Here is a 19867-nt window from a genome sequence, read left to right on the forward strand (position 1 = left end):
GCCATGGCGCTGAAGAACCTCGAAGACTTGCTGAGCGGGGACGTTTCGGGCCGGTACGTACTCGTGCGTTCCGACCTGAACGTCCCCCTCGACGGGGAGACCATCACCGACGACGGCCGTGTCCGCGCGGCCCTGCCGACCCTCAAGCGCCTCGCCGAGGCGGGCGCGAAGGTGGTCGTCACGGCGCACCTCGGCCGTCCCAAGGGCGAGCCGGACCCGAAGTTCTCGCTCGCGCCCGTCGCCGCGAAGCTCACCGAGCTGCTCGGCGTCGACGTCCCGCTGGCCGGTGACCTGGTCGGCGAGTCCGCCAAGGCCACCGTCGCCGGCCTGCACGACGGCCAGGTGGCCCTGCTGGAGAACGTGCGCTTCGACGCGCGCGAGACCAGCAAGGTCGAGGCCGAGCGGCAGGAGCTGGCCGCCGAGCTGGCCGCGCTCGTCCCCGGCGGCGCGTTCGTCTCCGACGGTTTCGGTGTCGTGCACCGCAAGCAGGCCTCGGTCTACGAGATCGCGCGGGCGCTTCCGGCGTACGCGGGCGGCCTCGTGCTGGCTGAGGTGGACGTCCTCAAGAAGCTGACCGAGGACCTCGCGCGGCCGTACGTCGTCGTCCTCGGCGGCGCGAAGGTGTCGGACAAGCTGGGCGTCATCGCCAACCTGCTCACCAAGGTCGACAGGCTCCTCATCGGCGGCGGCATGGCGTACACCTTCCTCAAGGCCCAGGGCCACGAGGTCGGCAACTCGCTGCTGCAGGAGGACCAGCTGGACCAGGTCCGCGGCTTCCTCGCCGAGGCGGAGAAACGCGGTGTCGAGCTGATCCTGCCGGTGGACGTCCTCGCCGCGACGGGCTTCGCGGCCGACGCGGAGTTCGACGTCGTCGACGCGACGGCCATCCCGGCCGGCCGCATGGGCCTCGACATCGGCCCGAAGTCGCGTGAGCTGTTCGCGGGCAAGCTGGCCGACGCGGCGACCGTGTTCTGGAACGGCCCGATGGGCGTGTTCGAGTTCGAGTCCTTCGCCGGCGGCACCCGTGCCGTGGCCGAAGCGCTGGTGAAGAGCGACGCCTTCACGGTGGTCGGCGGTGGCGACTCCGCCGCGGCCGTGCGGCAGCTCGGCCTGCCGGAGGACGGCTTCTCGCACATCTCGACCGGCGGCGGCGCGTCGCTGGAGTACCTGGAGGGCAAGGAACTGCCCGGAGTCGCTGTGCTGGGAGAGAACGACTAGTGGCGCGCAAACCGCTCATCGCCGGCAACTGGAAGATGAACCAGAACCACCTCGAAGCCATCGCGCTGGTTCAGAAGATCGCCTTCGCCCTGCCGGAGAAGTACTACGCGAAGGTCGACGTCGCGGTCCTGCCGCCGTTCACCGACATCCGCAGCGTCCAGACGCTGACCGACGGCGACAAGCTGTCGCTCACCTACGGCGCCCAGGACCTGTCGCCGCACGACTCCGGTGCCTACACCGGCGACGTGTCGGGCCCGATGCTGGCGAAGCTGGGCTGCAGCTTCGTCACCGTCGGGCACTCGGAGCGGCGTGAGTACCACGGCGAGTCCGACGAACTGGTGAACAAGAAGGTCAAGGCCGCGCTCAAGCACGGCATCAAGCCGATCCTGTGCGTGGGGGAGAAGCTCGAGGTCCGCGAGGCCGGGGAGCACATCGCCCACACCACGGCCCAGCTGGTCGAGGGCCTCAAGGGGCTCAAGGCCGAGCAGGTCAAGGACGTCGTCGTCGCCTACGAGCCGGTCTGGGCGATCGGGACCGGCAAGGTCGCGACCCCGCAGGACGCCGAGGAGGTGTGCGGAGCCATCCGCGCCACCCTCGCCGAGAAGTACGGCGCCGAGGTCGCGTCCTCGGTCCGCGTGCTCTACGGCGGCTCGGCCAAGGCCAACAACATCAGTGACCTCGTCGCCTGCGAGAACATCGATGGTGCGCTCGTCGGTGGTGCCAGCCTGGATGGTGACGAGTTCACCAAACTCTGCGCACTCGCCGCGGGCGGGCCCCTGCCCTGATCGGGGCACCTACCGGGTAACCTGGGTATCCGGTCCGTCACACAGCAGTGGACGAGTCCAGGAGTACGGTGTGTTCTGGCGGTCAAGAGCCGCTGGTGGCACACCGTTTTCCTGCATTCTCCAAGAGCGCAGAGGATGACATGAAGCTGTTCCTGCAAATCCTGTTGATCGCCTCCAGCGTGCTGCTGGTGGTCGCCGTGTTGCTGCACCGCGGCCGTGGTGGCGGTCTGTCTTCGCTGTTCGGTGGCGGTATGCAGTCGAGCCTCTCCGGCTCGAGCGTGGCCGAGAAGAACCTCGACCGGATCACGCTGCTGCTGGGCGCGGTGTGGCTGATCAGCATCATCGGCCTCGGGCTCCTGCTCAAGGTCTGATCGATCCAGGTGTTTCGGCGTGCCTATGGGGGGCGCGCCGCCGATCCCTATAGGTGTGAGGATTCATGGTTGGCGGTAACGCGATTCGGGGCACCCGTGTGGGTGCCGGGCCTTCGGGCGAATCGGAGCGGGGTGAGTCGGCGCCGCGGCGCCGTATTTCCTACTGGTGCGCCAACGGGCACGAGGCACAGCCCTCGTTCTCGATGGACGCCGAGATTCCCGACGAGTGGGACTGCCCGCGTTGCGGGCTCCCCGGTGGGCAGGACGAGAAGAACCCTCCTGCCGCGCCGCGGACCGAGCCTTACAAGACTCACCTCGCGTACGTGAAGGAACGGCGTTCCGACGCCGACGGCGAGGCCATCCTCGCCGAGGCGCTGGAGCGGTTGCGCCAGCGCCGGGAGATCTAGCAGTCGCTCACCGGTCGAGCGGGTACCGGGCACGCACCCGGAACCCGCCGTCCTCGGTGTCGGCGGTTTCGAAGCTCCCACCCAGCAGTCGAGCGCGTTCGGCCAGCCCGGTCAGCCCGTGCCCTCCCGAGGGCAGGGCCGCACCGGGGGTCCGAGCGCGCTCGTTGCGTATTTCGACCTTGAGCGAACCGTGCTCGCCCTGGATCCGGATGGTCGCGGTGGCGCCCGGTGCGTGTTTGTGCACGTTGGTCAGGCATTCCTGCACGGTCCGGTAGGCCGCCGCCGAAACCTGGCTGGGCAGCAGGTCGGGGATCCGCTCCACGGTCAGGTGCACCGGGACGTCCGAGCCGCGGATCAGCCGGTCGAGTTCGTTGATGCCCGGCCGGGGCCCGTCGTCTTCGGAGCCCGAGCGGAGCACGCTCACGAGTGAGCGCAGCTCTTCGAGGGTCTTGGTGCTCAGCTTCCGGATGACCTGCGCGGTTTCGAGCGACCGGGCGTCGGTGGTCTGCGCCTGCAGCGCGCCGGCCTGCATCGCGATCAGCGTGATCTGGTGCGAGACGACGTCGTGCATCTCCCGCGCGAGGCGGGCGCGCTCCTCCGCGCGGACGGCGTCGGCGTGGAAGCGGCGTTCGCGGTCGCGGCTGGCGGCGAGTTCGGACAGCTTCTGCGAGATCTCGGTCCGCGCTCCGATGAGCAGGCCGATGGCCACCGGCATCCCGGCGACGATGACGCCGTAGATGCCGTCCAGGACGTGTTCGCGCCAGCTGAGCTCGACGAAGTCGGCCAGCGGCCACTGCACGAACCGGCAGGTGAAGACGAGCGCGAAGCCGGCCCAGGTCTGCCAGTGCATCTGTTTGCGGGTGGCGAGGAAGCCGAGCGCGATCATCGCGGCCAGCTGCGACCACCCCGCCAGGAAGCCGGGGACGGTGACGATCACCGCGAGGAACGGCAGTTTGCGCCGGAAGGCGAGTCCGAGACACGCGGCGCCGGACAGGTAGATCGAGTACGGCTGGGCCTTCTCGGGGATCACCAGCCAGACGTCGAGCGCGGCGAGGAAGATCGCGAGCGTGTCGATGCCCAGCGCGACCAGCGCCGGACGTTTGAGCTTGGCGAACGACATGACCCCGGCGGCACGGCGCATCCGGTCGGCGGCGTCCGCTCCGGAGCCGCCCACCGAGATACCTGGCATCGAGAGACCCTCTGTGCTCATCGCTGGCGACCTCACTCGTCTTGTGGACTTGGATGGTGAGACGTGTTCTTCGCCCGATCGGGACGCGCAGGAACGAACAAATGTGCGGATGCTAACGGGTGGATGTACAAGGGCGGTAAGTTTCCCCCAGTCGGGCTAGCGACTGGGTGGTCACTGTCCGTTCTGCGGACAAGTGCATGAACGTTCGGTCGGTCGAATCCACACCGGACCACCCGGGCTCGGTGGTCCGCTGATCATTTCGACGCGCGAACAAGTCCTCTCTGATGCCGAAGTCCGGGGAAGTTGATCTATGTCACGTTTCGTGGTCGCGCGGTGACCCTGCCGCGCGAGTTCCGTGAAGGCCTCCTTCACTACCTTCAGGGTAGGGAAGGAGGCCTTCACGGACTTCCGCCATGAGGGTGTCACCGCCGCGGCCGCCTGGCGGGTCGTGATCAGACCCGTGACTCGCGTGATCCAAGACGTGACTCGCGTGTCTGGAGACGTAACTCGTGTGCGGCGCCTTCAATCACGCGAGTTACGCCTCTGATCACGCGAGTCACGCCTTGGGTCACGTTGCCCGGATGCGCGTGAAGGCCCCCTTCCCTCGGCTCAGCCGAGGGAAGGGGGCCTTCACGCGCGAAACGTCAGCCCGTAGGCGGCTGATAGACCTTCGTGAGTTTCGAGGCGGAGCCTCGGTCCAGCAGCCAGAGCGTGCGGCGCGAGCCGCGTGCCCCGGCGACCGGGATCTCGACCTCGCCCGCACCGGCCAGCGCCTGCGCGACGGCGTCCGCCTTGGCGTCGCCGCCGGTGACCAGCCAGATGTCCTGCGCGCGACGGATCGCGGGCAGGGTCAGCGAGATGCGGGTCGGCGGCGGCTTCGGGCAGTCGCGCACCGCGACGACCGAGCGTTCCTTCTCGTGCACCGCCGGGCTGTCCGGGAAGATCGAGGCGGTGTGCCCCTCCCCGCCGAGGCCCAGCAGCATGATGTCGAACGCCGGGACCTCAGGGGTCAAGATCTCCGCGTAGGCGGCGGCCGCCGCGTCCACGTCATCGCCGAACTCGCCGTCCGAAGGTGCCATGGCGTGCACCCGCTTCGGGTCGAGCGGCACGTGGTCGAGCAGTGCCTCACGGGCCTGCTTCTCGTTGCGCTCGTCCGAATCCGCCGGGACGAAGCGCTCGTCTCCCCAGTAGACGTCCAGCCGCGACCAGTCGATGGCGTCACGGGCACTGGAGTCACGCAGTTCCCGCAGGATCGCGATCCCGGTGCCACCGCCGGTGAGCACCACCGAAGCGGAGCCCTTGGCGGCCTGGACGTCCACGAGCCGGGTGACCAGCCTGGCCGCCGCGGCGGCGGCCAGGAGGTCCGGGTTCTCGTAGACGACGACCTCGGTCTTGCTCATGAGGCGCTCTTCGCGGTCTTGGCGGCCGGAGCCTTCTTCGCCGCCGGAGCCGCCTTCTTCGCCGGAGCGGGCTTGGCCGCGGTACCCGTCGAGATCTTGCCGAGCCCGTTCAGCGAAGCCTCGTAGACCTCGTCCGGGTCGAGCCGTCGCAGCTCCTCGATCAGGCAGTCCTTGTTGTCCCGCCGCTGCAGGGCGATCCGGCGCGTGGGCTGGCCCGGCTGGGTCAGCGTGCCGACCCGTCCGTCCGGCCGGTGCAGTTCCACCGGGCCCGAACGCCGGTCCAGCGTCACCGAGATGATGCCCGCCGCGCCGCTGCTCTTGACCCGCTTCACCGGCACCTTGAGGTACTCGGCCAGCCAGCCGGCGAGCAGTTCGGTCGACGGCGAATCGGCCTCGCCGGTCACCGTGGCGCCGGTGACCTTCTCGTACGGAGGAAGGTCCAAAGCGGACACCAGCTGTGCGCGCCACCGGGTCAGCCGGGTCCACGCCAGGTCGGTGTCACCCTCCACATAGGACTTCGCCCGCGTGGTGAGTGCCCTTATGGGCGCCTTCTCCGCCGCCGAGTCGGTGATCCGACGCTGCGCCAGCTCACCGAGCGGGTCCTTGGCCGGGGCCTTCGGACCGGTGCCGGGCCACCAGGTGACGATCGGCGCGTCCGGCAGCAGCAGCGGCACGACCGCGCTCTGCCCCTGCGAGGCCAGCGGACCGTAGAGCCGCAGGACGATGACCTCGCTCGCGCCGGCGTCGCCGCCGACCCGGATCTGGCCGTCGATCCGCGGCGCGGCGGTCCGCGCGCCCTTGGCCACCACGATCACCCGCGAGGGGTGTTCGCGGCTGGCCTCGTTGGCGGCCTCGATCGCCTCTTCGAGTTTGTCGTCGTCGTCGGCCACTATCACCAGCGTCAGCACGCGGCCGAGCGCGACCTGCCCGCCCTGTTCGCGGATCTCGACGAGTTTCTTGTTCAGCTGCGACGTCGTGGTCGACGGCAGGTCGATGATCACGGACGCCTCCAGTTCCGGCCGGTACGTTCCAGCATCTCGTCGGCGGACGGCGGTCCCCACGAACCGGGCGGGTACGCCTCGGGCGCGCCCTTCTTGGCCCAGTGGTCGAGGATCGGGTCCAGGATCTCCCAGGACAGCTCGACCTCTTCGTTCACCGGGAACAGCGACGGTTCGCCGAGCAGCACGTCCAGGATGAGCCGCTCGTAGGCCTCCGGGGACGACTCGGTGAAGGCGTGCCCGTAACCGAAGTCCATCGTGACGTCGCGGACCTCCATCGTGGTCCCCGGCACCTTCGACCCGAACCGCAGCGTGATGCCCTCGTCGGGCTGCACCCGGATCACCAGCGCGTTCTGGCCCAGCTCCTCGGTCGAGGTCGAGTCGAACGGCAGATGCGGCGCCCGCTTGAACACCACGGCGATCTCGGTGACCCGGCGGCCCAGCCGCTTGCCGGTGCGCAGGTAGAACGGCACGCCCGCCCAGCGGCGGTTCTGCACCTCCAGCGTCACCGCGGCGTAGGTCTCGGTGGTCGAGTCCTTCGCGAAACCGCCTTCCTGCAGCAGGCCCGGCACCTTCATGCCGCCCTGCCAGCCGCCCGCGTACTGCCCGCGCGCGGTGGTCTCGTCGAACGGCGCCAGTGGCTTGGTCGCCGAAAGCACCTTGACCTTCTCCGCGCGGAGAGCGCGCGGAGCGAACGAGACCGGCTCCTCCATCGCGGTCAGCGCGAGGAGCTGCAACAGGTGGTTCTGGATGACGTCGCGTGCGGCGCCGATGCCGTCGTAGTACCCCGCGCGGCCGCCGAGGCCGATGTCCTCGGCCATGGTGATCTGCACGTGGTCGACGTAGTTGGCGTTCCAGATCGGCTCGAACAGCTGGTTCGCGAACCGCAGCGCCAGCAGGTTCTGCACCGTCTCCTTGCCGAGGTAGTGGTCGATGCGGAACACCGACTCCTCGGGGAAGACGTCGTTCACGATCTCGTTGAGCTCCTTGGCGCTCTTGAGATCGCGGCCGAACGGCTTCTCGATGACGACGCGGCGCCAGGTGTCCTCGCTCGCGTCGGCGAGGCCGGAGCGGGCGAGCTGCTTGGTCACCACCGGGAACGCGCTCGGGGGGATCGACAGATAGAACGCGGTGTTGCCACCGGTGCCACGCTCGGCGTCGAGGTCCTTGACCGTCTGCGCGAGCTTGTCGAAGGCCTCGTCGTCGTCGAAGGTGCCCTGCACGAACCGGATGCCTTCGGCGAGCCGGTTCCACACCGACTCCTTGAACGGCGTCCGCGCGTGCTCCTTGACCGAGTCGTGCACGAGCTCGCCGAAGTCCTGGTGCTCCCAGTCCCGGCGGGCGAATCCGACGAGCGAGAACCCGGCGGGCAGCAGCCCGCGGTGGGCCAGGTCGTAGATCGCCGGCATCAGCTTCTTGCGGGCGAGGTCACCGGTCACGCCGAAGATCACCAGGCTGGACGGCCCGGCGATCCGCGGCAGCCGCTTGTCGCGCGGGTCGCGCAGCGGGTTGTTCCAGGCTCGTGTCACTCGCCGGCCTCCTGTACCGCGCGGACCAGTTCGGCCAGGCCGGCGGCCCGGTCGGTGAGGTGCAGGCGCAGCACCGGACGACCGTGCTCGGCGAGCACCTGACCGTCACCCAGCGCCTGCGCGTGCTGCAGGACGCCGAGCGTGTACGGCCGGTCCGGAACGTCGAGGTCGTCCTCGACGGCGCCGGTGATCTGCAGGAAGACACCGTTCTGGTGCCCGCCCTTGTGGTACTGCCCGGTCGAGTGCAGGAACCGCGGCCCCCACCCGAAGGTGGTCTGGCGGCCGGTCCGCTTGGCGATCTCGCCGCGCAGGACGGCCGTCGACGCGTCGTCGAGCCGGTCGAGGTACGCCTGCACCGCGATGTAGCCGGTTTCCGGCGCGGAATCGAAGAAAGCCCGCAGGATGTCCGCGAGCTTCCCGTCCGTGACGACGCCTTCCGAGCCGAACACCTCGACCGCGCCGTCCACAGTGGACGGCTCTTCGCCACCCTTGAGCTTGTCCGGGTTGTCGAGCAGCGAACGCGCGGCCTTCTTGGCGGCCTCGACGTCGGGCTGGTCGAACGGGTTGATCCCGAGCAGCCGTCCGGCGAGCGCGGTGGCGAACTCCCACAGCAGGAACTGCGCACCGAGCGAGCCGGTCACGGAGATCTTCGCCGCGCCTTCCGCCTGGCCGACGGCCACCGGGGTGGCGTCGCCCTTGGCGTCGGCGAAACCGGGGGAGTCCGGGCCCTCGACGGCGACCGGCAGGAGACCGGTGCCCTGCTTGCCGGTGGACTCGGCGATCAGCTGCTCCGCCCAGTCGGCGAAGCCCTTGATGCCCGATCCCGTGTCCGCGATGACGACCTTCTCGGCGCCCTTTTCGTGCGCCGCGCCCCACGCCGCCGCGAGTTTGACCGCGGGGTTGTCGACGGAGTCGGCGGCCAGCTCGTCGGCCACCGAAGCGGCCTGGTCGAGCAGGCGGGCGACGTCCGCTCCGGCGAGCCCGGCGGGGACGAGCCCGAACGCGGTCAGCGCCGAGTAGCGGCCACCGACGTTCGGGTCGGCGAGGAAGACCTTGCGGTAACCCTCCTTTTCGGACAGTTCCGCGAACGGCGAGCCGGGGTCGGTGACGACCACGATCCGCCGCGCCGCGTCGATGCCCGCGTCGGCGAAGGCCTTCGCGAAGATCCGCCGGTGGCTGTCGGTCTCGACGGTGCCGCCGGATTTCGACGACACGACGATGACCGTGCGCTCCAGGTCACCGGCGAGCGCGTCGGCGACCTGACCCGGGTCGGTGGTGTCGAGGACCGTCAGCGGGACGCCGTCGGTCGCGGTGATGACCTCGGGGGCCAGCGACGAACCGCCCATGCCCGCGAGGACGACGCGGTCGACGCCCTCGGAACGCAGGTCGGTCCGCAGTGCCTCGATCTCGCCGATCAACGGCCGCGAGGACTTGTGCAGCGTCGTCCACGAGAGACGGATCGACGCTTCGGACTCGGCTTCGGGACCCCACAATGTGGCGTCCTGGGACGCCAGTTTCGATGCGACCTGGTCGGCGACGAGCCGCTCCGCGAACGGAGCGGCTTCGCCGGCCAGGGCGGCGTCGACGATTTCGACGCCGGTCGTTTCCCCTGCCATGGTCCAGATCAGTCCTTCGCCTTTTCCAGCTGCCCGGTGACGGTCTCGAGAAGCTCGGTCCACGACTTCTCGAACTTCTCGACGCCTTCGTTCTCCAGCGTCAGGAACACGTCGTCGATGTCGATGCCGACCACACGCAGCTTGTCGAAGACGACCTGCGCGTCGGGGCCCTTGCCGGTCACCGTGTCACCGGTGATCTCGGCGTGGTCGCCCGCCGCGTCGAGGGTCTTCTCCGGCATCGTGTTGACCGTGTCCTTGACGACGAGCTGGTCCACGTAGCGGGTGTCGGAGTACTGCGGGTCCTTCACGCCGGTGGAGGCCCAAAGCGGACGCTGCGGATTCGCACCCGCCTCGGCGAGCGCCTTCCAGCGGTCCGAAGCGAAGAGCTCCTCGAACGCCGCGTACGCGAGCCGCGCGTTGGCGATGGCGGCCTCACCGCGCAGGGCGGTGGCCGCGTCGGTGCCGATCGCGTCGAGGCGCTTGTCGATCTCGGTGTCCACACGGGACACGAAGAACGACGCGACCGAGTGGATGCCCTTGAGGTCGTGGCCGTTGGCCTTCGCCTGCTCCAGTCCGGCGAAGTAGGCCTCGATGACCGCCCGGTACCGCTCGACCGAGAAGATCAGCGTGACGTTGACGCTGATGCCTTCGGCGAGGGTCTTGGTGATCGCCGGGAGACCCTCTTCGGTGGCCGGGATCTTGATCAGCACGTTCGGCCGGTCCACGGTCTTCCACAGGTCCTGCGCCTCGGCCACCGTCTTGTCGGAGTCCTTGGCCAGCCGCGGGTCCACCTCGATGGACACCCGGCCGTCGACCCCGTTCGTGGCGGTGTAGACGTCGCGGAACAAGTCCGCGGCGTTGCGCACGTCGGTGGTGGTCAGCTCCCGGATGGTGGCCTCGACGTCGGCGCCGCGGGCGGCGAGCTCCTTGGTCTGCTCGTCGTACGCCTCGCCCTTCGACATCGCGTTGGCGAAGATCGTCGGGTTGGTCGTCACGCCCACGACGTGCTTGTCGCGGATCAGGTCGGCGAGGTTGCCCGTGTTCAGGCGCTCACGGGACAGGTCGTCGAGCCAGATCGACACCCCGGCCTCGGACAGCTGCGCGAGCTTGTCGTTGCTCATCTGCTGTGTCATCCCCTTCAGTTCTTGGTGTTGGCGATCGAGCGACGGGCGGCCTCGACGACTGCCTCCGCGGTGAAACCGAACTCACGGAACAGTGTGGCGGCGTCGGCCGACGCACCGAAGTGCTCGATCGAAACGTTCACCCCGGCGTCACCGGTGAAGCGGTGCCACGACTGGGCGATACCGGCTTCGACGGAGACGCGTGCCTTGACCGACGGCGGGATGACCGAGTCCTTGTAGGACTGGTCCTGCGCGTCGAACCACTCGACACACGGCATCGAGACGACGCTCGCCGGGATGCCGTCGGCTTCGAGGGTCTTGCGGGCCTCGACGGCCAGCTGAACCTCGGAGCCGGTCGCGATCAGCACGACCTCGGGGCTGCCGTTGGACGCCTCGGCGAGGACGTAACCGCCCCGCTTGACGCCTTCGGCGCTGGTGCCCTCCAGCACCGGCACGTTCTGCCGGGTGAGCGCGAGACCCGACGGGTGGTGGACGTCCTCCAGGACGGCCTTCCACGCGTACGCGGTCTCGTTGGCGTCCGCCGGGCGGACGACGTTGAGGCCGGGGATCGCGCGCAGCGAGGAGAGCTGCTCGATCGGCTGGTGGGTGGGGCCGTCCTCGCCCAGGCCGATCGAGTCGTGCGTCCACACGTAGGTGACCGGCGCCTTCATCAGCGCGGCCAGCCGGACGGGCGGGCGCATGTAGTCGGAGAAGATCAGGAACGTCGCGCCGTAGGGGCGGGTGCCGCCGTGCAGCGCGATGCCGTTGAGGATCGAGCCCATCGCGTGCTCGCGGATGCCGAAGTGCAGCGTCCGGCCGTACGGGCTGGTCTTCCACATGTCGGTGGAAGCCTTCTCCGGGCCGAACGAGTCGGCCCCCTTCATGGTGGTGTTGTTGCTCTCCGCGAGGTCCGCGGAACCGCCCCACAGCTCGGGAAGCGGCTCGGCGAGCGCGTTGAGCACCTCACCGGAGGCCTTGCGGGTCGCGATGCCCTTGGCGTCCGGCTCCCACGTCGGCAGGTTGTCCGCGAAGCCCTCGGGCAGCGAACGGGTGGCCATCCGGTCCGCGATCGTCTTGCGCTCCGGGTTGGCGGCGCCCCACGCCTCGAACTTCTCCTGCCATTCGGCGCGGGCGGTCTTGCCGCGGTCGACGGCCTGGCGGGTGTGCGCGATGACCTCGTCGTCGACCTGGAAGGTCCGCTCCGGGTCGAAGCCGAGGATCTCCTTGACCGCGGCCACCTCTTCGGCGCCGAGCGCGGCGCCGTGGGCCTTGCCGGTGCCCATCTTCTTCGGCGCCGGGTACCCGATGACGGTCTTCAGCGCGATGAACGACGGGCGCTCGGTCTCGGCCTTCGCGGCCTTGATGGCCTCTTCGATCGCGACGACGTCCTCGCCACCCTCGACGACCTGGGTGTGCCACCCGTAGGCCTCGTAGCGCTTCACGACGTCCTCGGAGAGGGCGATCTTGGTGTCGTCCTCGATCGAGATCTCGTTGTCGTCCCAGAAGACGATCAGGTTGCCCAGCTCCTGGCGGCCGGCGATCGACGAGGCCTCGGCGGTGACGCCCTCTTCGATGTCACCGTCGGAGGCGATCACGTAGACGTAGTGATCGAAGATGCTCTCGCCCTGCGGGGCGTCCGGGTCCAGCAGACCGCGCTCGCGGCGGGCCGCCATCGCCATACCGACCGCGTTGGCCAGGCCCTGGCCGAGCGGGCCGGTGGTGGTCTCGACGCCCTTGGTGTGGCGGTACTCCGGGTGACCCGGGGTCTTCGAGTCCCACTTGCGCAGCTGCTTCAGGTCTTCCAGCTCCAGGCCGAACCCGGCGAGGTACAGCTGGATGTAGAGGGTGAGGCTCGAGTGACCGGCGGAGAGGATGAAGCGGTCACGAGCGGGCCACTCCGGGTCGGCCGGGTCATGACGCAGCGTCCGCTGGAAGAGCGTGTACGCGAGCGGCGCCAGGCTCATCGCGGTGCCGGGGTGACCGCTGCCGCAGTTCTCGACCGCGTCCGCGGCGAGCACCCGTACGGTGTCGACGGCCCGCGTGTCGTTCTCGGTCCAGTCGGCGGGCACGTTGCGCCGGAGGAGTGGGTTCTTCTCGCTGGTAGAGGCGGTTTCGGACACTGAACTCGAACTCCCCGTCATCAGGTTGTGGCTTCTCTTCCCTCGTGGATAACCCACGTGTACCGCTACTAATCTCAATCGATCCGGAAGGGACGATATTCCTGGTCCGGGCCGTTCGCAGGGGCACGCCGCGAGCTACCGCGGCCAGCCTAATGGTTCGGCCGGTCGAGGACCCGCGATCACCCTCTGGAAACAGCACGTCTAACATCGGGGGAGGGTTCAGAACACTCCGGATCCGGGGCCGCCACATCACCCGGAAGCCTGGTGGGCCCCGCCCCGAAAACTGACGCAGGGAGTGAAATGTCGTTGGTGAACGCTGCGCACGGACGCAGTGACAGCACCAGCGCCGTACATCCGACCGGTGAACGACCGCACGGTGGCCGGCGAACAATCCGCCAGGTCGTCGGCGCGTACGCCGCCCTCGCGAAGCCCAGGGTGATCGAGCTCCTCCTCGTCACCACGATTCCCGCGATGTTCCTGGCGGGCCGGGAAATCCCGTCCCCGTGGCTGGTCCTCGCGACGCTCGTGGGCGGCACCATGGCCGCCGGCAGTGCCAACGCCTTGAACTGCGTCATCGACGCGGACATCGACAAGGTGATGAACCGCACGAAGCGCCGGCCGCTGGTGAAGGAATCCGTCCCCCGGCGCGGCGCGCTGATCTTCGGTCTCGTGCTCGGCGTCCTGTCGTTCGTCGTGCTCTATTTCACGGTGAACCTGCTCTCGGCGATCCTCGCGATCGTGACGATCCTCTTCTACATCTTCGTCTACACGCTGGTGTTGAAGCGGCGTACGTCACAGAACGTGGTCTGGGGCGGCGCGGCGGGCTGCATGCCGGTCGTCATCGGCTGGGCCGCCGTCACCGGCACCGTCGAGTGGCCCGCGTTCGTGATGTTCGGTGTCATCTTCTTCTGGACCCCGCCGCACACCTGGGCGCTGGGCATGAAGTACCGCGACGACTACGAGCGCGCCGGCGTGCCGATGCTGCCGGTGGTCGCCACCCCGCAGCACGTGGCGCGGCAGATCGTCATCTACTCGTGGGTGATGGTCGCGTGGACGCTGCTGCTGGTCCCGGTGACGAGCTGGATCTACACGACGTTCGCGATCCTGGCCGGTGGCTGGTTCCTTTTCTACGCGCACAGCCTGAACGCGGCGGTGCGGCGCGGCGAGGAGACCAAGCCGATGTCGCTGTTCCACCGGTCGAACACGTACCTGATGATCGTGTTCGTCGCGCTGGCGGTGGACTCGGCGATCGGGCTCCCCGCCATCGGGCTGCCTTTCTGATCCCTTTGGCATTTAGTCCTCTGGTTGCGGTACTTGCACGCGCAAGTACCGCAACCAGAGGACTAAATGCATGGGCTTCCCAAGGTGTGGCATAGGGCGACGCGCCGGGTTACCCGTCGGTACCGTCCGGCGGGGTGACGAGCACGACCGAGCGCCCGGCCACCGTCCGGGCCGGCCGCGCGACCATGGCGGTCGCCTGCCTGATCGTCTTCACGGCCCAGATGGCGACGACGATCTACCTCCCGTCCCTCCCGATGATCGAGCGCGACTTCGCCGTGTCGCGCAGCTTCGCGGCGCTCTCGGTGTCGCTGTTCGTCGTCGGCGCGGCGGCTCCGGTGGTGCTGTGGGGTAGGGCGGCCGATCGGCTCGGGCGGCGGGCGGCGATGCTGGCGGCACTCGGTCTCTTCGTCGCGTCCAGCGCGGTCCTGATCGTGAACGCCTCCCCGGCGTGGCTGCTCGTTCTCCGTTCCCTGCAAGGGATCGGTGCCGGAGGCGCGGCCATCATCGCCCGTATCGTCGTACGCGACCTCGGCGACGGCGACGCGCTCGCCAAACGGCTTTCGGTGCTGTCCATCGCGTTCGTCACCGCACTCGGCGGCGGGCAGTTCGCAGGCGGGCTGATCGGCGGCTGGCAGGGCGGTTTCGTGGTGCTGACGGCGGCGGGTGTGCTGTGCGTCCTGGGCACGCTGACGATTCCGCTCGGCGAGAGCCGCGCGGAGAAGACCGGCATGGTCCGCATCTACCTCCGGATCCTGACCGTTCCGGCGTTCCTGCGGCCGACGATCGCGGCGGGGCTCGGGTTCGCGACGATCGTGCTGCTCCAGGAGGTCGCGCCATTCGTGTTCCAGCAGCACTTCGGGCTGAGCGCGGACCAGTACGGCGGCCTCGGCCTCCTGTTCGGGCTCGCGTACTTCGCCGGCGCGCTGCTGGTGAACCGGCTGGCCGGGCGCAAGGGGTCGCCGTGGCTGATGCGCGCGGGCGCGCTGATCATGACGGGCGCGGGCCTGCTGACGATCGTCTTGTGGCTCGTGCCCGCGATCCCGCTCACGGCCGCTTTCGTGACGTTCGTCGCGCTCTACTGCGGGACCACGTTCGGCCAGGCCGCGCTCTTCCCGAGCAGCATGGCCGTCGCGGTGAGCGAGGTGCCCGGACACGGCGCCTACGCCGTCGCGCTGTGCGGGTTCGTCGCGCAGTCGATCGCGGGGATCGCGGCCACGTTCGCCGTCCTGCTCCACGAGAACGTCGTGTGGGCGGGTGTGGCGACCGTCCTGTCCCTGTCGGCCTTCCTCCTGGTCCGGGTGAGCGTGCGGGAATGAGATGATGGAGGGCGCCGTTGTACTTCGTTCGGCCCCTGTCCCACCTCTCGAAAGCAGGCTGCTTTTGTCCGTGTCCCCGGACCGGGAACTCGACGCGCTCGAGCAGGACGTCGCGCTCGAGCAGCAGTACGTCACCACCCTCTACCGCAAGCTCGACACCGAACGCGTCGACGCGCAGCGCAGGCTCGACGAGACGCTGCGCCAGACCGGCGGCACCCCGCAGGCGCGCACCGAACGCGACGTCGCCACGACGCTCTACACCGACAGGCTGTCCCAGCTGAGCTCCGTCGAGCAGGGCCTGTGCTTCGGCCGCCTCGACTTCCTGCCGGACCACGCGGAGGAGACCACCTACATCGGGCGGCTCGGGCTGTTCGACGAGGACGACGACTACCGCCCGCTGCTCGTCGACTGGCGCGCGCCGGTCGCGCGGCCCTTCTACCTCGCCACCGCGGCCTCACCCGAAGGTGTCCGGCGGCGCCGTCACATCCGGTCGCTGAGCCGGAAGGTCGTCGGCGTCGACGACGAGATCCTCGACCTCTCCGCCGCCGACCAGGGCCAGGACCTCGGGCTCGCGGGCGAGGCGGCCCTGCTGGCCGCGCTGGAGCGCCGCCGCACCGGCGAGATGAGCGACATCGTCGCCACCATCCAGGCCGAGCAGGACCGCATCATCCGCGCGTCGCCGAACGGCGTCCTCGTGGTCCAGGGCGGGCCGGGCACCGGCAAGACCGCCGTCGCGCTGCACCGCGCGGCGTACTTGCTCTACACGCATCGCCAGCAGCTCACCACGCGCGGCGTGCTGGTGGTCGGGCCGAACAGCACGTTCCTCCGCTACATCGGGCAGGTGCTGCCGTCGCTGGGCGAGACCGGGGTGCTGCTTGCCACGATCGGCCAGCTGTACCCGGGGCTGGACGCCGCCGGGCCGGTCACGCGCGAAGCGGCCGAGATCAAGGGACGCCCGGTGATGGCCGACGTGCTCGCCAACGCGGTCCGCGATCGTCAGCGGGTGCCGGAGCCGGTGCTGGAGATCGAGTTCGAGCGCGAGATCCTCATGCTCGACCGCAAGACCTGCACCGAGGCGCGCACGCGGGCGCGGCGGTCGCGCCGTCCGCACAACCTCGCGCGGCGGATCTTCGTCTCGGACCTCCTCGACGCGCTGACCCGTCAGGCCGCCCGGAAACTGGGGGAGGACCTTCTCGACGCCCGCGACGTCCAGGACATCCGGGCCGAGGTCGCCGCGGACAAGAACGTGGCCGCCGCGATCAACGGGCTGTGGCCCAAACTCACCCCGGAGATCGTGCTCGACGAGCTGTTCGCCGACCGCGAACGGCTACGCAGCGCGGCGGGGAAAGCCTTGTCGGACACCGATCGTGAGCATCTCTACAGCCCGACGGACGCGAAGTGGAGCCCGTCGGACGTCCCGTTGCTCGACGAGCTCGCCGAGCTGCTCGGCGAGGACGACACCGAAGCCCGCGCCGAGGCCGCCCGCCGCGAGCGGGAAGACCGCGCCTACGCGGAAGGCGTGCTCGACATCCTCGAACAGGACGAGGAGATCGTCGACGAGGAACTGCTGCGGGTGGGCGACGTCCTCGACGCCGAACTGTTCGCCGAACGTCAGCAGCGCCGCAGCGAGATGACCGCGGCACAGCGGGCCGCCCAGGACCGGACCTGGACCTTCGGGCACGTGATCGTCGACGAGGCGCAGGAACTGACCGCGATGGACTGGCGGCTGCTGATGCGCCGGTCGCCGAACCGGTCGATGACGCTGGTCGGCGACGTCGCCCAGACCGGCGCGGCCGGCGGGGCGAAGTCGTGGGGAGAGGCGCTTTCGCCGTACGTCGCCGACCGCTGGCGGCTCGAAGAACTGACCGTGAACTACCGGACCCCGGCGGAGATCATGGCCGTCGCGTCGCGGGTGCTCGCCGACGTCAACCCGGAGCTGGAGGCGCCGGTTTCGGTGCGGGAGACGGGTTTCGAGCCGTGGTTGCGTGCGGTGGACCCGGCGGAGCTCACGGCGGAACTGCCCGGTCTCGTCGACGCCGAACTGTCCGCTGTGGACGGTGGGACGGTCGCGGTGCTGTGCCCGTCGTCCTTGGTCCCGGCCCTGTCGGAGACGCTCGGCGAGTCGGGGGACCGGTTGTCGGTGATGCCGGTCGAGCGGGCGAAGGGGCTGGAGTTCGATTCGGTCCTGCTGGTCGCCCCGGACGAGGTCGTCGCCGAGTCGCCGCGCGGGCTCAACGATCTTTATGTGGCCCTGACCAGGGCGACCCGTCGGATGGGCGTAGTGCAGACCGGTGACCTTGTTCCCGCGCTGGAGGGTCTTGGCTAAGGTCGGCCGCATGCGCACATTCGGCAAGATCGTGGTCATCGGCGCGGGCGTCCTCGCCCTGTCGGCCTGTGGCGAAAAGCAGAACACCGCGGGTTCCGTCCAGTCGTCCTCCGGCGCGGCACCCGCGTCGGCGTCGTCGTCGGCTCCGGCCGCCCCGAAGGGCAAGGAATGCACGGCCGAGGACGTGAAGACCACCGGGAAGTTCGGCGAGGCGCCGACCATCACCATCCCGGACGACTGCGATCCGCCGAAGAAGCTCATCACCAAGGACCTCGAGCCCGGCACCGGCGAGGGCGCCAAGGCCGGCGCGAACCTGAAGATGAACTATTCGCTGGTCACCTGGTCCAACAAGCAGAAGCTGGACAGCTCGTTCGACCGCGGGGAGCCGTTCGACCTGACGCTCGGCGCCGGTGACGTCATCAAGGGCTGGGACCAGGGCCTCGAAGGGATCAAGCAGGGCGCGCGGCGGCTGCTGATCATCCCGCCGGACCTCGGCTACGGCCAGGGCGGGAACGGTATCGAGCCGAACGAGACGCTGGTGTTCGTGACCGACGCGGTGAGCGTCCCGACCGACAAGGGCTGACGGGCGCCGAGGTCGAGCTGAAGTCCGTGAAGGCCTCCTTGAGGGACCCAGAGTCCCGCAAGGAGGCCTTCACGGACTTTCACCTCAGCCGGCGTACTCCCAGGTGAGCAGGCTGATCTCCAAGCCTTTTTCGACCTTCGCCTCCGGCGACAGGTCGGTCAGGGTGTAGCCGACGCGGCGGGCGACGGCCGCGCTGGCGGCGTTCTCGGCGTCGATCTTCAGCTGGAGCGGTCCCAGCCCGAGGTCCAGGGCGTGCGCGGTGAGCACCCGCAGCGACCGCGCCGCCAGATCCCGCCCGCGGTGGGCGGGGCCGACTGCGTATCCGAGCTCGGCCGCGTCGTCCTTCAGGAACAGCACCACTTCGCCGAGCGGCTCGCCGCCGTCGACCGTGATGGCCAGCCGCAGCCCCGTGCCCTCGGCGCGGCGGGTGAGGTACTTCGCGTAGTGCGCCTTCGCCGCCGCCTCGTCGAACGGGGAGGGCAGCGGCGTGAACCGCGCGACGGCCGGGTTGTCGAACAACCCGGGCATGAAGGCGACGTCGTCTTCGACCCAGTCCCGCAGGACGAGCCCTTCGCCGGTGAGCCGGACCTCGTCCGGCCAGAGCTTCGTCACGGGATCAGCAGGAGCTTGCCGGTGGTGCGGCGGCCCTGGAGGTCTTCGTGCGCCTGACGGGCGTCGGCCAGCGGGTAGCGGCCGCCGATCCGGATGTTCAGCGAACCGTCCTGCACGGCGGTGAACAGTTCGTTCACGCGCCACTCCAGTTCCTCGCGGGTGAGCACGTAGTGCGCGGAGGTCGGGCGGGTGAGGTACACCGAGCCGCTGCGGTTGAGCAGCTGCGGGTCGATCGGCGGCACCGGACCGCTGGCCGCGCCGTAGAGGGCGAGCAGGCCGCGGATCTTCAGGCTCGCCAGGCTGCCGTCCACAGTGGACTTGCCGACGCCGTCGTAGACGACCTCGACCCCCTTGCCGCCGGTGAGGTCACGGGTGGCCTTGGCGAAGTCGACCTGGTCGTAGCGGATGACGTCGTCCGCGCCCGCCTGCTTGGCGAGTTCGGCCTTCTCGTCGGTGGAGACGGTGCCGATGACCCGGGCGCCGCGGGCCTTGGCCAGCTGGACCAGCAGCAGGCCCATACCGCCCGCCGCGGCGTGGATCAGCACGTCGTCACCGGCCTTGACCTCGTAGGTCGAGGCGATCAGCGCGTGCGCGGTGATGCCCTGGAGCATCGTGGCGGCGGCGGTCTCCTCGGAAACGCCGTCCGGGATCTTCACCGCGATGGTGGCCGGGAGCAGACGGCGCTGGGCGTAACTGCCCAGCGAACCCTGCCAGGCGACCCGGTCGCCGACGGCGAAACCGGTCACGTCCGCGCCGACCGCGGCCACCGTGCCCGCACCTTCCATGCCCAGGACGAACGGGGTGTCGACCGGGTAGATGCCCTCGCGGTGATAGGTGTCGATGTAGTTGACGCCCGCCGCCGCGACGTCCACGAGCAGTTCACCGGAACCGGGTTCACCGACCTCGACTTGCGCCAGTTCAAGGACTTCGGGGCCACCGGTTCGCCGGATCTGCACTGCCGCGGGCATACATCCTCCTCGTTCAAGGTCGTTCCG

17 protein-coding genes are annotated in these 19867 nt (G+C 69.4%); 8 read left to right on the forward strand and 9 right to left on the reverse strand.

The window, feature by feature from the left end:
- Nucleotides 1-9: 9 nt before the first annotated feature.
- The 4 genes from pgk to ED92_RS29485 all read left to right on the forward strand — a co-directional run bounded on the left by pgk (nt 10) and on the right by ED92_RS29485 (nt 2781).
- Nucleotides 10-1218, forward strand: a complete 1209-nt coding sequence (pgk, locus tag ED92_RS29470) for a phosphoglycerate kinase (RefSeq protein WP_304413655.1) — start codon at nt 10-12, stop codon at nt 1216-1218.
- Nucleotides 1218-2003 carry a triose-phosphate isomerase gene (gene tpiA / locus ED92_RS29475; RefSeq protein ID WP_037344017.1) on the forward strand — a complete coding sequence of 262 codons (786 nt, stop codon included), beginning with the start codon at nt 1218-1220 and terminating at the stop codon, nt 2001-2003. Before pgk ends, tpiA begins: the two co-directional genes overlap by 1 nt.
- Before the next feature lie 140 nt (nt 2004-2143).
- A complete protein-coding gene (gene secG / locus ED92_RS29480) occupies nt 2144-2374 on the forward strand; it encodes a preprotein translocase subunit SecG (protein WP_016333144.1) in 231 nt (76 codons plus the stop codon).
- Between the two features lie 65 nt (nt 2375-2439).
- Nucleotides 2440-2781: an RNA polymerase-binding protein RbpA gene (locus ED92_RS29485; RefSeq protein ID WP_034311760.1), complete on the forward strand. Its 342-nt coding sequence runs from the start codon at nt 2440-2442 to the stop codon at nt 2779-2781.
- Between the two features lie 7 nt (nt 2782-2788).
- Here the strand turns inward: ED92_RS29485 and ED92_RS29490 are convergent, their stop codons facing one another.
- The 7 genes from ED92_RS29490 to tkt all read right to left on the reverse strand — a co-directional run bounded on the left by ED92_RS29490 (nt 2789) and on the right by tkt (nt 12754).
- Nucleotides 2789-3991: a sensor histidine kinase gene (locus ED92_RS29490; protein WP_162836902.1), complete on the reverse strand. Its 1203-nt coding sequence runs from the start codon at nt 3989-3991 to the stop codon at nt 2789-2791.
- 623 nt (nt 3992-4614) lie between these two features.
- Nucleotides 4615-5370: a 6-phosphogluconolactonase gene (gene pgl / locus ED92_RS29495; protein ID WP_016333147.1), complete on the reverse strand. Its 756-nt coding sequence runs from the start codon at nt 5368-5370 to the stop codon at nt 4615-4617.
- A complete protein-coding gene (opcA, locus tag ED92_RS29500) occupies nt 5367-6371 on the reverse strand; it encodes a glucose-6-phosphate dehydrogenase assembly protein OpcA (RefSeq protein WP_037344020.1) in 1005 nt (334 codons plus the stop codon). The genes pgl and opcA overlap by 4 nt, the downstream gene beginning before the upstream one ends.
- Nucleotides 6368-7897, reverse strand: a complete 1530-nt coding sequence (zwf, locus tag ED92_RS29505; RefSeq protein WP_016333149.1) for a glucose-6-phosphate dehydrogenase — start codon at nt 7895-7897, stop codon at nt 6368-6370. Before zwf ends, opcA begins: the two co-directional genes overlap by 4 nt.
- Nucleotides 7894-9513 (reverse strand): glucose-6-phosphate isomerase, encoded by a 1620-nt coding sequence (locus ED92_RS29510; protein WP_037344022.1) that lies wholly within the window; start codon nt 9511-9513, stop codon nt 7894-7896. Before ED92_RS29510 ends, zwf begins: the two co-directional genes overlap by 4 nt.
- A gap of 8 nt (nt 9514-9521) precedes the next feature.
- On the reverse strand, nt 9522-10634 hold the full coding sequence (tal, locus tag ED92_RS29515) for a transaldolase (protein ID WP_037344543.1): 1113 nt from the start codon (nt 10632-10634) through the stop codon (nt 9522-9524).
- A 17-nt stretch (nt 10635-10651) separates the two neighbouring features.
- Complete coding sequence (tkt, locus tag ED92_RS29520) at nt 10652-12754, reverse strand: transketolase (protein ID WP_037344024.1); 2103 nt, start codon at nt 12752-12754, stop codon at nt 10652-10654.
- Between the two features lie 300 nt (nt 12755-13054).
- Between tkt and ED92_RS29525 the strand changes: the two genes are divergently transcribed.
- The 4 genes from ED92_RS29525 to ED92_RS29540 all read left to right on the forward strand — a co-directional run bounded on the left by ED92_RS29525 (nt 13055) and on the right by ED92_RS29540 (nt 18260).
- Entirely contained in the window at nt 13055-14035 is a 981-nt protein-coding gene (locus tag ED92_RS29525; protein WP_037344026.1) for a heme o synthase, read from the forward strand.
- Between the two features lie 134 nt (nt 14036-14169).
- Nucleotides 14170-15351, forward strand: a complete 1182-nt coding sequence (locus ED92_RS29530) for an MFS transporter (RefSeq protein ID WP_235213387.1) — start codon at nt 14170-14172, stop codon at nt 15349-15351.
- Nucleotides 15352-15421: 70 nt separating this feature from the next.
- On the forward strand, nt 15422-17677 hold the full coding sequence (locus ED92_RS29535; RefSeq protein ID WP_152611053.1) for a UvrD-helicase domain-containing protein: 2256 nt from the start codon (nt 15422-15424) through the stop codon (nt 17675-17677).
- 10 nt (nt 17678-17687) lie between these two features.
- Nucleotides 17688-18260: an FKBP-type peptidyl-prolyl cis-trans isomerase gene (locus ED92_RS29540; protein WP_037344028.1), complete on the forward strand. Its 573-nt coding sequence runs from the start codon at nt 17688-17690 to the stop codon at nt 18258-18260.
- 84 nt (nt 18261-18344) lie between these two features.
- Here ED92_RS29540 and ED92_RS29545 read toward each other — a convergent pair whose 3' ends face one another.
- Together ED92_RS29545 and ED92_RS29550 are read right to left on the reverse strand one after the other, a co-directional pair.
- Nucleotides 18345-18872: a GNAT family N-acetyltransferase gene (locus tag ED92_RS29545; RefSeq protein ID WP_037344031.1), complete on the reverse strand. Its 528-nt coding sequence runs from the start codon at nt 18870-18872 to the stop codon at nt 18345-18347.
- Nucleotides 18869-19840: a quinone oxidoreductase gene (locus ED92_RS29550; protein ID WP_037344033.1), complete on the reverse strand. Its 972-nt coding sequence runs from the start codon at nt 19838-19840 to the stop codon at nt 18869-18871. The genes ED92_RS29545 and ED92_RS29550 overlap by 4 nt, the downstream gene beginning before the upstream one ends.
- Nucleotides 19841-19867: the final 27 nt, after the last annotated feature.

The organism is Amycolatopsis sp. MJM2582 (assembly GCF_000754115.1).
GTDB lineage: Bacteria > Actinomycetota > Actinomycetes > Mycobacteriales > Pseudonocardiaceae > Amycolatopsis > Amycolatopsis japonica.

Bases quoted from the DNA above. Each gene is read 5' to 3' on its own strand.
- ED92_RS29510 (WP_037344022.1), bottom strand. From the start codon at position 9,513: ATGGCAGGGGAAACGACCGGCGTCGAAATCGTCGACGCCGCCCTGGCC.
- pgl (WP_016333147.1), bottom strand. From the start codon at position 5,370: ATGAGCAAGACCGAGGTCGTCGTCTACGAGAACCCGGACCTCCTGGCC.
- secG (WP_016333144.1), top strand. From the start codon at position 2,144: ATGAAGCTGTTCCTGCAAATCCTGTTGATCGCCTCCAGCGTGCTGCTG.
- tal (WP_037344543.1), bottom strand. From the start codon at position 10,634: ATGAGCAACGACAAGCTCGCGCAGCTGTCCGAGGCCGGGGTGTCGATC.
- ED92_RS29485 (WP_034311760.1), top strand. From the start codon at position 2,440: ATGGTTGGCGGTAACGCGATTCGGGGCACCCGTGTGGGTGCCGGGCCT.
- ED92_RS29490 (WP_162836902.1), bottom strand. From the start codon at position 3,991: ATGAGCACAGAGGGTCTCTCGATGCCAGGTATCTCGGTGGGCGGCTCC.
- ED92_RS29540 (WP_037344028.1), top strand. From the start codon at position 17,688: ATGCGCACATTCGGCAAGATCGTGGTCATCGGCGCGGGCGTCCTCGCC.
- ED92_RS29550 (WP_037344033.1), bottom strand. From the start codon at position 19,840: ATGCCCGCGGCAGTGCAGATCCGGCGAACCGGTGGCCCCGAAGTCCTT.
- ED92_RS29525 (WP_037344026.1), top strand. From the start codon at position 13,055: ATGTCGTTGGTGAACGCTGCGCACGGACGCAGTGACAGCACCAGCGCC.